Annotated in this window: 10 protein-coding genes; 3 read left to right on the top strand and 7 right to left on the bottom strand. The window is 62.7% G+C overall.

The features are described 5' to 3' along the window. Positions 1-5: 5 nt before the first annotated feature. Complete coding sequence (locus ACWF6P_RS17080; protein WP_452621777.1) at positions 6-2,282, bottom strand: SulP family inorganic anion transporter; 2,277 nt, start codon at positions 2,280-2,282, stop codon at positions 6-8. 324 nt (positions 2,283-2,606) lie between these two features. On the opposite strand from ACWF6P_RS17080, the gene mgrA reads away from it, so the two are divergent. Further along, the gene (gene mgrA / locus ACWF6P_RS17075) at positions 2,607-3,638 is read left to right on the top strand and encodes an L-glyceraldehyde 3-phosphate reductase (protein ID WP_007733451.1); all 1,032 of its coding nucleotides are present in this window, start codon (positions 2,607-2,609) and stop codon (positions 3,636-3,638) included. Between the two features lie 13 nt (positions 3,639-3,651). Here the strand turns inward: mgrA and ppk2 are convergent, their stop codons facing one another. Then, the gene (gene ppk2 / locus ACWF6P_RS17070) at positions 3,652-4,617 is read right to left on the bottom strand and encodes a polyphosphate kinase 2 (protein ID WP_452621776.1); all 966 of its coding nucleotides are present in this window, start codon (positions 4,615-4,617) and stop codon (positions 3,652-3,654) included. Positions 4,618-4,827: 210 nt separating this feature from the next. Here ppk2 and ACWF6P_RS17065 point away from each other — a divergent pair, with 210 nt between their 5' ends. After that, positions 4,828-7,245, top strand: coding sequence for a lysylphosphatidylglycerol synthase transmembrane domain-containing protein (locus tag ACWF6P_RS17065; RefSeq protein WP_007733454.1), 2,418 nt, complete (start codon positions 4,828-4,830; stop codon positions 7,243-7,245). A 24-nt stretch (positions 7,246-7,269) separates the two neighbouring features. Here the strand turns inward: ACWF6P_RS17065 and ACWF6P_RS17060 are convergent, their stop codons facing one another. The 4 genes from ACWF6P_RS17060 to ACWF6P_RS17045 all read right to left on the bottom strand — a co-directional run bounded on the left by ACWF6P_RS17060 (position 7,270) and on the right by ACWF6P_RS17045 (position 10,141). After that, the gene (locus ACWF6P_RS17060; protein WP_378543251.1) at positions 7,270-7,560 is read right to left on the bottom strand and encodes a Rossmann-fold NAD(P)-binding domain-containing protein; all 291 of its coding nucleotides are present in this window, start codon (positions 7,558-7,560) and stop codon (positions 7,270-7,272) included. 11 nt (positions 7,561-7,571) lie between these two features. After that, positions 7,572-8,021 (bottom strand): flavin reductase family protein, encoded by a 450-nt coding sequence (locus ACWF6P_RS17055; RefSeq protein ID WP_378543844.1) that lies wholly within the window; start codon positions 8,019-8,021, stop codon positions 7,572-7,574. A 49-nt stretch (positions 8,022-8,070) separates the two neighbouring features. Then, the gene (locus ACWF6P_RS17050) at positions 8,071-9,237 is read right to left on the bottom strand and encodes an LLM class flavin-dependent oxidoreductase (protein WP_452621775.1); all 1,167 of its coding nucleotides are present in this window, start codon (positions 9,235-9,237) and stop codon (positions 8,071-8,073) included. A 94-nt stretch (positions 9,238-9,331) separates the two neighbouring features. After that, on the bottom strand, positions 9,332-10,141 hold the full coding sequence (locus ACWF6P_RS17045; RefSeq protein WP_378446266.1) for a helix-turn-helix transcriptional regulator: 810 nt from the start codon (positions 10,139-10,141) through the stop codon (positions 9,332-9,334). A gap of 85 nt (positions 10,142-10,226) precedes the next feature. Between ACWF6P_RS17045 and ACWF6P_RS17040 the strand changes: the two genes are divergently transcribed. Then, complete coding sequence (locus ACWF6P_RS17040; protein ID WP_378543247.1) at positions 10,227-11,438, top strand: low temperature requirement protein A; 1,212 nt, start codon at positions 10,227-10,229, stop codon at positions 11,436-11,438. A 10-nt stretch (positions 11,439-11,448) separates the two neighbouring features. Here the strand turns inward: ACWF6P_RS17040 and ACWF6P_RS17035 are convergent, their stop codons facing one another. After that, a complete protein-coding gene (locus ACWF6P_RS17035; RefSeq protein WP_452621774.1) occupies positions 11,449-12,687 on the bottom strand; it encodes a GAF domain-containing protein in 1,239 nt (412 codons plus the stop codon). Between the last annotated feature and the right edge of the window lie 68 nt (positions 12,688-12,755).

Genomic DNA, 12,755 nt, shown 5'->3' with positions numbered 1-12,755 from the left:
CCCTTTCAGGTCTCGATCAGCTCACCGATCCCGGACGAAGTCACTTCGATGACCCGAGCCGATCCGATGTCGAAGAACAGCCCGGCGAGACGCAGGCGACCGTCGACGCGGGCTTGACCGACGAGAGGATGCCGTTCGAGAGTCTGCAATTGCACTGCAACATTGACCATTCCGAGCTGGTCGACCTCCGAGAAACCCGCCTCGGCGGCAGCGCGGGCGACCGGGTGGCCACTCGTGTAGGCCTGCAAACTCGTTTCGGCGTGACGCAGCCATTCCCCGATGGCTCCCGATTCCGGCGAACTGTCGGTCAGGAGTGCTTGCATCGCTCCGCAGCCTGAATGTCCGCACACGATAACCGAACTGACGCCCAACTCGTCGATCGCAAATGCCAGTGCCGCTTCCACCGACGTATCGCGGCCACCGGCAGGAACCAGGTTTCCGACGTTGCGCACAGTGAAGAGGTCTCCTGGGCCACTGCTCGTGATGATGTTCGGCACCACTCGCGAGTCTGCGCAGGTAAGGAAAAGGGAGTCCGGATTCTGCCCGTCACGCAACTGATCCATGTGTGGCCGTATCGCTTCGGCGCGGTGGCGATGGTAGTTGGACACCCCGTCGAGAATGGGCCGCAGCGCAGGCGGGCTGCTCAGATTCCTTCCCGAAGCCTGTGGTTGCCAACTCCCCCACGGAGCGAGCAAGCCTCGCAGGTCGGTGACTGCTGCGCCGCGCTTGGGCGGTCCGGTGGTCGCGCTCTCCATGCTCACCGATCCGACTTCGTCGATAGTCACCGACCCACCTGCCAACTCGTACTGCCTCGCCCACTCTTCGATGACGTCGAAGACGGCGTGGTCGAGAAAGTCGACGGACAGTTCGACCGTGACGTCCGACCGCGGCGGAATGCCGGCGAGTACCGACGTGAGCTTGGGCAGCACGAGGAAGGTGCACGACCCCTCGACGAGCACCCGCCACTTCCCGGAATCCTTGTCATCCAGCTCTTCTGCCGTGACCGATGCGCGAATGACACGCCACACCAGGAGGGCGATCGCCAGTGCCAATCCGATGAGTACGCCCTCGAGCAGGTTCAAGAACACGACTCCGACCACCGTGATGCCGTACACCCACAGGTCACCGGTCCGCCGCGCCAACCGAATGTGCGCCAGCTTGACCAGTTGAATACCGATGACGATCAACAGACCGGCAAGTGCAGACTTCGGAATCTGCTGAACCAACCCGGCCAGCGCGGCCGAGAACAGCAGGATCCACAGGCCGTGCATGATCGACGACGCACGGGACTTCGCACCGGCTTCGACGTTGGTGGCACTGCGCACGATCACTCCCGTGACGGGCAGCCCGCCGATCGCCCCTGACACCAAGTTCGCAGTACCTTGACCGAGCATCTCGCGGTCGAAATTCGAACGCGGGCCCGAGTGCATCTTGTCCACGGCCACAGCCGAGAGCAGACTCTCGACGCTGGCAATCAGCGCGATGGTCAGGATGCCGGTTGCGACGCCGAGCCACTGGCCGTCCGGCAGGGCAGGAAGTCCGATCGAGTCCAGCAGGGACCCGTCGAGAGCAATACGCTCGACGTCGATCGGCAGCACGAGTGAAGCGAGAGTTGCCAATACGATGCCGACCAACGCGGCCGGAACCTTTCGGACGCCCGCGGGAAGATAACGCCAGCCGAGAAGAGTGGCGACGACGACGAGCCCGATCATCAAGTCCTCGACGTGCAAGGCACCGATCTGCGCGGGCAACTGCCGTAGGTTGTCCAGCGCCGAACTGGCGGAGCTTCCTCCCAACAACACGTGAACCTGTTGTAGCGCAATGGTGATGCCGATACCGGCGAGCATCGCGTGCACCACCACCGGTGCAATAGCGAGTGCCGCACGGGCAATTCTGCTGAGCCCGAACACGATCTGCAGAAGACCGGCACCGACGGTGATCAAGCAGGTGACTTTCCACCCGAACTTGCCGATCAGTTCGGCGACCACCACGGTCAGGCCTGCCGCGGGACCACTTACTTGCAGCGGTGAACCTCCCACCGCTCCGGCCACCACTCCGCCGACGATGGCGGCGATCAGACCTGCCATGATCGGCGCCCCGGACGCGATCGCAATTCCCAGGGACAAGGGAAGCGCCACCAGGAAGACGACCAGCGACGCCGGCACGTCGTATCTGATCAGTTGCTCGAGATAGCGCCGGCTTCCACCACCCGGCGGAGACGAATCCCCTACGACGCTCTCGTCTGCCGGTGATTGTGTGTGCACTACGGACTGCGTCGACATAGATCTCCTCGCCGGACCCCGGATCCGGCTGCTGGGCAACATGTTCGAAGCGAATCGGCGATCGGTATCGCCGATCGACTGTGACTATGGTAACCGCGATTCCTTACCGTTCCCTTAGATGCGAGCCCAGACGTGGTCGACGTCACCGCCGCCCGGCACTGTGACTCGAACCTGAACATCGGTCCAAAAGATCGATCGAATTGCTTTAAACCGCAAGCATTTTGACTGACACACCTCCAGCGGCCGGCACACCTGAGCGCCGTCGGCGATAATGGTCGGGAGTGAACGCTCAACCGCAAACACAACGATGTGAAGGCAGGCACCATGTCCGATCAGTACGTCGCCGCGCAGGACCGCTACGAAGCCATGCCGTACCGCCGAACCGGTCGGAGCGGTCTCAAACTCCCGGCCATCTCGCTGGGCCTCTGGCACAACTTCGGCGACGACGTACCGATCGAGAACCAGCGCGCAGTTCTGCGGCGGGCATTCGATCTCGGAATCACCCACTTCGATCTTGCGAACAACTACGGTCCCCCGTACGGAAGCGCCGAGACGAACTTCGGCAGGATCCTGCGTGAGGATTTCTCTTCGTACCGCGAGGAATTGGTCATCTCGTCCAAAGCCGGCTGGGACATGTGGCCCGGCCCCTACGGATTCGGTGGTTCCCGCAAGTATTTGCTGTCTTCCCTCGATCAGTCGCTCGGACGACTCGGCGTCGACTATGTCGACATCTTCTACAGCCATCGCCCTGACGCCGAAACTCCGATCGACGAGACCGCAGGCGCCCTGATCAGCGCTGTCCAGCAGGGCAAGGCCCTGTACGCGGGTATCAGTTCGTACTCGCCGGAGCGCACCCGTGAAATCGCCGCACTGCTCGCCGCTGCGGGGGTTCCGCTCTTGATCCACCAGCCGAGCTATTCGATGCTGAACCGCTGGATAGAGCAGGACCTGCTGTCGGCTGTCGACGATCTCGGCGTCGGCGTCATCGCGTTCTCACCACTCGCTCAAGGCATGCTCACCGATCGCTATCTGAACGGCGTCCCCGAGGATTCCCGTGCAGCTCAAGGTAAGTCACTGGATCCGTCGTGGTTGACCGACGACGCTCTCACCCACATCCGCGCGCTCAACGACATCGCGGCAGACCGCGGCCAGTCGCTGGCTCAGCTGGCACTGAGCTGGGCACTCCGCGATTCGCGGGTCACCTCGGTACTGATCGGTGCGTCCAGTGTCGCCCAACTCGAAGCCAACGTCGGCGCGCTCGACAATCTCGAATTCAGCGCAGCCGAACTGGCCTCCATAGATCAGCACGCCAAGGACAGCGGCATCAATCTGTGGGCAGAGGCCAGTTCGATCTGAGCGATCACCTGCGCTAGAGCTGAGGCAACTCCACGTTCACGTGCTCGCCCTCTTCGAATACGGCCGACGCCGGCCCGACGATCAAGGGATCCGGAGTACCGACAGCCCGGTGATCCTTGTTGGGATAGTCGAAGCTGGCGAGCACGTGACGCATCGCCTCGAGGCGAGCGCGCTTCTTGTCGTTGCTCTTGATCACCGTCCAGGGCGCATCCCCGGTATCGGTGTAGAAGAACATGGCTTCCTTGGCCTGGGTGTAGTCGTCCCACTTGTCGAGCGAAGCCAGATCGGTCGGTGAGAGCTTCCACTGACGCACCGGGTCCGTTCGGCGGGCCGCGAACCGCGCCAACTGCTCTTCGCGGCTGACCGAGAACCACAGCTTGTGCAGATGAATCCCGGAGTTGACGAGCATCCGCTCGAAGTCCGGGGTCTCTCTCATGAACTCGAGATACTGCGTCGGCGTGCAGTAACCCATCACTCGTTCGACGCCGGCGCGGTTGTACCAGGACCGGTCCATCATCACTATCTCGCCGCCGCTGGGTAGGTGTGCGACATAGCGTTGGAAATACCACTGCGTCCGCTCGATGTCGGTGGGCTTCTCGAGCGCGACCACGCGGGCTCCACGGGGATTGAGATGCTCGGTGAATCTCTTGATCGACCCGCCCTTACCGGCAGCATCGCGACCTTCGAAGATGATGAGCACCTTCTGACCGGTTTCCTTGACCCCCAGCTGCAGCTTGAGCAACTCGATCTGCAGACGCCGCTTCTTCCGCTCGTACTCGCGGCGCGACATCTTCTTCTCGTACGGATAGCCCTGCTTCCAGGCATCCGCGAACTCCGAAGGCTCCAGCACGCCGAGCTTGTGCTTGAGACTCGACAGCTCGTCGATCTCGGCCGCGTAATCCTCGGTGACGGAAATTCTGGTCGACGGGGTCGGCAGGTCAGGAACCCGACCGTCCACACCGCTGGCGTCGGGGCTCATGAATACGCACTCCCTGTCGTCGAAATGAACGAACGTCCGGAAAGTGAATTTTACGCGCCGAAGCCCGCTCCCGCGGGTCCGAAGCGAATGTTGCTTGGCATCGAGGAGGTAACGACAGGTCCGGCTTCCCAGTCGCCGAACCCTCACGCGGTACCTTGATCGAGGTAACTGAGACGGTCGGTAACCCCGAGAGAAGAGAGTTCTGGCGAGATGCGAGTAGACGGACGGGAGATCCCGGTAACGGGAAGCCTCCTGCCACCACTGCACCGCCGTACGAGCGACATCATGCGGGTTGCGATCGCTGCTGTGCTGCTCGGCGGCGTGATCGCGGGATCTCTGATCACTCGAAGTCAGTGGGACGCCCTCGAAACGTCGGTGTCCAACATCGTCGGTGTTCTCTCGCCGAGCCTGTCCGACACTGTGTACCTGCTCTACGGCATCGCAATTCTGGCGCTACCGTTCGCCATCCTGATCGGCCTGATCGTCGGGCGCCGGTGGAAGTTGCTGGCCGGATACGCCGCCGCCGGACTGTGCGCCGGTGTCGCGCTGTCCTTCACCGGAACAGGCCTGGCGGCACCGAAATGGCACCTCGACGTGCCGGACCGACTCGACGCCACCTTCCTGTCTCAATTCCTCGACGATCCGCGATGGATCGCGATGCTCGCGGCGGTGCTCACCGTCTCGGGCCCGTGGCTTCCGAAGAAGTGGCGACGAGCCTGGTGGACGCTGCTTCTGCTCTTCGCTCCCATCCATCTGATCGTCAGCTCGATCGTTCCCGCACGATCGATGCTGGGTCTCGCCGTCGGTTACCTGATCGGCGCGGTGATCGTTCTCGCCGTCGGCACCCCTGCCCTCGAAGTGCCATTGGACTCGGCAGTACGCGTACTCGCGCGGCGCGGTTACCGCGTCACCGCATTCCGCGTCGTGAGTCCCTCGGGAATCGGGCCTCTTGTCATGTCCGCAGCCATCGACCAAGCACCGGACGACGAACCTTTCGACGAACTCGTCGTCGAGTTGTACGGACAGAACCAGCGAAGCAGCGGAGCAATTCGACAGACGTTCCGTTGGATCTCGTTCCGTAACCGTGAAACTCCGCCGCCCTACGGATCGCTTCGTCGCGCCGTCGAACACCGAGCGCTCATGGGTATCGCTTTCGCCGACATCGGTCTGGCCAGTTCCAAGGCCGTCGCAATCTCGGTACTCGATCGCGGGTGGGAGATGTACGCGCGCCCGAGTCCTCGTGGCATCCCCCTTGCCGTCGCCGTCGAGAACCAGGCGGGCGAGGAAGAATCCACCAAACTGATCGACGCGCTGTGGCAAACACTGCATACCGCTCACGTGCACCAGATGGCGCACGGCGACCTGCGCGCTTCCGAGATTCGTGTCGAAGGCGGAACCATCCTCTTCGGCGGGTACGCGTACTCCGAATTCGGCGCCACCGAAGTTCAGATGCAGTCCGACAACGCACAACTTCTCTTCGCCACCGCATCATTGTTCGGGGTCGATGCAGCGGTGGACGCCGCGATTCGAGCGCAAGGCGCAGACACGATTCTCGCCGCCTCCGGCCGATTGACCACCGCTGCATTGCCCAACCGAATTCGGCGGACGGTCACGGATTCCGCGAAACTGATGACCGAGATCCGAGACGAGGTCGGTGCCAAGAACGGGATCGAAAAGGTCGCTCCCGCACAGGTCACCCGATTCAGTCGCAACCAGCTGATCCAGCTCGTTCTGCTCATCGGTCTGGTCTACGTCGCCTACCCCTTCATCAGCCAGGTCCCCGCGTTCATCACCGAACTGAAGACGGCCAACTGGTGGTGGGCACTGCTCGGCCTCGGCGTCTCCGCACTGACGTACGTCGGCGCGGCTGCGGCCCTGTGGGCCTGTGCGTCGTCGATGGTCAGTTACCGCAACCTCTTGATCATGCAGGTGGCCAACACCTTTGCGGCGACGACAACTCCGGCCGGAGTCGGCGGGCTAGCGCTGAGCGTGCGGTTCCTGCAGAAGGGCGGGCTCGGTACCGTCCGTGCAACGGCCGCAGTCGCGCTGCAACAGACGGTTCAGGTGGTCACCCACGTCGGCTTGCTGATCTTCTTCTCGATCGTCGCCGGACGTGATACGAACCTCTCGCACTTCATCCCGGGATCCACTGTTCTGTACCTGGCGGGCGGCGTAGCGCTCGGAGTTCTCGGCGCATTCATGTTCATCCCGAAGCTCCGTGGGTGGCTGCGCGACGATCTGCGTCCTCAGATCACCGAAGTGTTGGGTGAACTGAGCCAGCTCGCGCGAAACCCCACGCGTTTCCTCATCATCGTCGGCGGCAGCGCCGCAACCACTCTGGGTGCCGCTCTGGCGCTGTGGGCGAGCGTCGAAGCATTCGGCGGCGGAACGACGTTCATCACCGTCACCATCGTGACGATGATCGGCGGCACGCTGGCCTCGGCAGCTCCGACACCGGGTGGCGTCGGAGCCGTCGAGGCCGCCCTCATCGGCGGTCTGTCCGCATTCGGACTGCCGGCAAGCATCGCGGTTCCGTCGGTCCTGCTCTACCGAGTACTGACCTGCTGGCTCCCGGTGTTCTGCGGTTGGCCGACGCTGCGATGGCTGCAGAAGAACGACATGGTCTGAGCCGTTCCCCTTTTACTGCCGGTTTTACTGCCGACGAACGACGTGCGCCTGCAGCGCTTCTCCGTCCTCGTCGACCCAGCCTTTGCTCTGCGCGTAATCGACCATCGCGGCAACACCTTCGACGTCCGTGGTGCTCTCGCGCACACGGGCCACCGAGACGAAAGCACTACCACCGCTGACGTATCCGTAATCTCGAACGCGCAACAGCTCGTCCAGTTCGGAATCGGAGATGTCGGTAGTCACCTCGACGTGGAAGTCATTCAGATTCTCGCCGTCATGGATGCTGACGCGGCCGTCGTCCACCAATACATACATGGCTCTCCTTCCTAGAGCACTGACGTCGGTGCGTGCGTACCGAATGCACGCCGGTGGTAGGTCAGTGGATTCGACTCGCGGTGCTCGACCTCGTCCACCGATCCTGTCACGATCTTGTGATCACCACCGTCCACGACGGCATCAACGGTGCACACGATCCAGATGGATACGTCCGGCAGTCTCGGAACACCGAGATGCTCCGCCCACTCGACACCGTCGAACTTCGCACGGCCCTTCCTCGCAAAGGCAACCGCCAGTGAGCTTTGCGCGGTCCCGAGGACATTGATCGCGAACCTCCGCGTTCCTTCGATGAGGCCGAGAACTTCCGACTGTCGATCCAGAGCCACCGCGGTCATCGGCGGGTCCATCGACAACGACATGAATGCGCTGACCGTCGTGCCGTGCGGCCGGTCGCCGTCCATTGCCGTGATGACGGCGACCGGTGAGCACACGTGCGCCATGGCTTCTCGAAAACGCAACGCCCGATTGCCCTGTGGATCGTTCACGACGTCAGCCCTTGTCTGCCAACTCTTGTGCGTACTTCTTCGTCATGTGGTCGACGGCGTCGAGTTGCGCCTTGGCATGCCCCTCCCGGACGGCCCGAGCGTGAGCTGCCGCATCGAGCGTCGCCTGCGCCTGCCCTTGGAAATGCGGAAAGACCTCCTGCGCGAACAACTCTGCCGAACGTCGGGTGTCCTGCGGGTTCGCCCAATCGTGACCCATCTGCAGCATGCAGCCGAAACCACCGGACTGGTCCCACAGCCGTTGTACCTGACGCCTGGCCTGCTCCGGTGTGCCGATGACACCGATCCCGGCTTCGTTGATGAAGTCGATCATCTCGCTCAGGCGCGCACCGGAGACCGCCATCTGCGGGAAGGCCGCGACGTGCTGGAAGTAGTCGAACCACTCCTCGATGCCGTATTCCACTTGCTTGCGTGCTTCCGCTTCGGTTTCGGCGATGTGAAAAGGCCCGGCGAGAGACCACCGTCGGCGATCCACCGTCGTGCCGTTGACCTCCGCGCGCTCCTCCATCACATTCCAGTGGTGCGCCAAGGCGTCGAAACCGTCGGCGGACAACGTTGCTCCGATGGAGAGCAGCCCCAGACCGTGCGTACCGGCCAGGCGAGGACCAGTCGGGGAAGCCACTGCGGCAACGGTGATTTCGATGCCGTTCTCCGAGTACGGAGCGAGTTGTAGCTTGGCGTCGTACAACTCGTGAGTTCGGGTCTTCGCGGAAACCGTCTCGCCACGAAGGAGGCGTACGACGATGTCGAGGTTCTCCTGCAACAACTCTCGGGTGTCGGTCGGGTTCAAACCGATCATCGCCGAGTCGGTGGGCAACGAACCGGGCCCGACTCCGAAGATGGTGCGGCCCTGAGTCAGGTGGTCCAACTGCATGATTCGATCCGCTGCCCACAGCGGGTTGTGATACGACAGCGACGTGACACCCGTGCCGAAACGAATCCGCGGTGCGCGCTGTGAGGCTGCAGCGATCATGATTTCCGGCGACGCGATGATCTCGCTTCCGGCAGAGTGATGCTCACCGAACCACGCCTCGTCGTAGCCCAACCGGTCGAGGTGCTCGACCAGTTCGAGATCGCGCTGCAGTGCGGCGGTGGGATTGCGTCCGGGGATGTGGAACGGTGCCATGAAATACCCGAAACGAAGCCTGCTCATGAGTTCTCCTAGTGCTGTGGGCCAACTCCTGGCCGTGCACCGGAAACGCTATCCGCGACGTGACCGTAGTCACAGTGCACGAAAGTGGACAATCTCAGACCCGCTGATCGGCGAGTTTCTGCTCGTAGACCAACTTCACGAACTCGGCACGGTTACGTACGTGCAAAACGGCAAGGATGCGGCTGACGTACTTCTTCACCGTGTCCGGACTGAGCGACAAGATCACCGCAATTTCGTCGTTGGTATGACCGTCCGCCAACAGCTCCGCGAGATCGATCTGCCTGGGCGTCAGCTTCTCTCGCCATCCCGGCTCGCGCTGACCGGGAAGTGTTTGACACAGCAGCGACAATTGCCTGCCCACAATGCCCAATCCTGCGATGTCGCGCCCTGAAAGATCCTTGCCTTCGGAATCGAAGATCCCCACCAGACCGTGACCACCGTGGGCCAGCTGGAGATGCATCACCGACGCGCTGTGCAGTCGTTTGCGATAGAGAAAATCCCGCAGGTAGGTCGCCGACTGCGAAGGGACGTCGGCCAACTGGGTGTGCGTGATCGCCGGGGAGGACAACAGCGTCGCCCGTGATTGCGCCGTCGCAAAGACGTCGTCGAGGTACCAATGCGCTTGGTACTCGTCGAGGATCGGCGTGATCCGCCCGGTCGTCACCGGATTCGGATCGGCGAACGCTGTCGTGAAGGTAGGACCGGCGAGGAATGTGGTGTTGGGGCAGCCGTAGTGATCATGCAAGGCCACCATGAGGAGGTTCTTGAGCTGATCGAGCGTTCTCGCCGCCGAGCAGTAGTCGAGGATCGCGAAAACACGGTCGTAGTCCGTCGCAGACAAAGCCACGTCGCCGCCACCACGCACGTCTACCACCTCACCGGAACTATGATCCAGATCACTCACCGAACAGCATAGGCACTGCGCTCGCGAAACGGACAGGTTCCGCCCCTACCTGCACTGTTGACGTCGATACCGGATACTGACCCCTATGTCGGAACTCGGAAAAGAACCAGACGAGAAGCAGAAGGCAGTTCTGGAGCGGCACGCCTCATGGATCGAATTGTTCTTCGACCTCGTCGTGGTTGCCGGCATCGGTCAGCTCGCTCACCTGCTCCACGGTTCACCGTCCTGGTCGGATGTCGGGCTCTACGCCTTGCTCTACCTCGCGTTCTGGACCGCGTGGGCGACGTTCACGATGTACGGCAACGTTGCCGGCGACCGCGTCCGAATTCCGAGCATGCTGATCGCCATGTTCGGGCTGGCCGTCATGATGGCGGCAGTGGCCGGCATCCACGACAACCATGCGCTGGCCTTCGCTGTCGCCTACGTAGCCGTACGTCTGCTGGCTAGTCGCGTGTGGCACAACGGTCAGATCGTCGTCGACTGGCCGATCGCCCAGATGTCACTTGGTGTGATTCCGTGGATCGTCTCGTTCTGGTTCGAGGGTGACACCCGCTTCTGGCTCTGGACTGCCGGTGTCACCATCGACCTATTGATCATGTTCGTCGTCTCCGGCAGCGCGATCATGGAAGACGCGCAGGAAAAGCTCGACCGCATCATCAAGGTCCGCGGGTTCAAGGACGACCGAATGCCCGAACTCGAAGCCCTGCACTCCGATCGGGCCCACCTTGCCGAGCGCTTGGGCCTGTACGTCATCATCGTGCTGGGCGAAGGCGTGATTCTCGTGATCTCCGCGGCCTCGAAGCTCACCTGGGACTCGACTGTGGTCAGCCTCGCCGTCGGATCGTTTGTCCTGCTCTCGGGCATGTGGGCGCTCTCGCTTCTCTACGGCCACGCCGGTGTTCCGCACCTGCAGGCCGAGAAGTTTCCCGCTCGCATCGACATGGCCCTGCACTGTTTCACCACCGGGGCGATCGCAGTTCTGGTCGCGGGCCTCGGGGCGGCCACCGAACACGGCGCGGAACACACGCCCGCGAATCTGCGGTGGTTGTTGTGCGGAAGCATCGCAGTCTATTTCGGCATCAGCACCGTCGCCGGATTGTTTGCGCGAACGGACCGACGGTGGTTGCTCGGCTGGGCACTCCCCTGCACTGCAATCCCCATCATCATGGGCATCGTCGGCACGCATATGAGCGCTACGTGGATCATCTGGGTGCTGGTGGCCACCGTGACCTGGCAGAACGGCTACGAGTACGCGCAGGTGAGGCGTTCGCGCCGCTCTGCTGTGCGCCTTTATTAACCCCCCGCGGTTAATAAAGGCGCACAGCAGGGAGGGTTTTTACCCGCACCGCCGGGTCGTAGCGATAAGGCTGCGCCAAGAGGATTCCGGCCAATCGTTTACGCAACCTCGATATCTCGGCCCGGACGGTCACCGTCTTGCGCGGATCACCGAACAGCTGTGAGGCGAGCTGCGAGGCCGTGAGACCCTCGGGCGCCTGGGTCAGAGCCACGAGGATCTGCGAATGGCGCGGGCTGAGGTCGATACTCCAGCTCCCCATGGCCGAGGAGTACCGCAGTTCCATCGCATTGGGATCTCGTAGGTCCAATTCGACTTCGGCACAGACAGTTCCGGACGCCGGGTTCACCTGAGGACGGATGAGCCAACCACCCGGAAGCGGCTCGCACATACATAATCCGAGCGACGGGAGCCAATGCTCGCCGCTGCTCATCACTTTCGGCAGAGCAATGCGGTAGATCGGCGCCATCGAATCCACGGCCGCGACCCAGCCACCACGGTCCACGACCACTGTCGGCTGACTCGCGCGAGCCAGTGTCGACGCCGAGATCATCCGGAGCTGATCCAATCCGATTCGATGCTTCTCCCGCAGTGCGGATTCCGCCAGCCTGGCCACACTGTCCACCAGTGCGAGGGTCGAAGGGTGGACCGTGTCTGCTGCGCCGGCGACGTTGACGACGGCGATGGCCCGGCGACTACGCGGATCCCGAACCGTCGCTCCGGAGCAGGTCCACGGATGCTGCGAGCGTGAGTAGTGCTCGGCCGAGAACACCTGCACTGCCGAACCTGATGCCAAGGACGTGCCGATCCCGTTGGTACCGACAGCTTCCTCGGTCCACGACGCACCCTCGATCATCCCGAGCCGTTCGGCCCGATCCAGCATTCGACTGGGCCCGTGTCGCCAGAGGATGCGTCCGTGGCGGTCGGCCACCACGATCAGATTCGCGTCGCCTGGGCCGACGAGTGGCGCCAGACCGTGCACCGCCTCGTCGAAGATCTCCGTCATGCCGGCGGCGCGTCGGCCCTCTTCGATCTCGGATTCGCGGCCCGTCTTGGTGATCGAGCACCGCTCCGGATCAACTCCGAGCGCACGCAGACGCGACCACGAATTCGCGATGACGGAGCGCGGACGCGCAGGCGGCTTGCGCCCCGACATCGTTGCTTCGTACACGGATTCGAGAACACGTGCGTACTGCGCCGGGTCTTCACCACTACCCAAGGCCGGTTCGAGTCGATTCGTTGCGCCGATCACACTCCAGTCCTATGCGACGGGGTCACCGAAAGCGAGCGTTGCACCCGGTTGCAGAGTTGTCCGCGTGC

The organism is Rhodococcus sp. NPDC055024 (genome assembly GCF_053608585.1).
The sequence above is the reverse complement of the archived record's forward strand: the minus strand, read 5'-3'. Positions and strand labels throughout refer to the sequence as shown.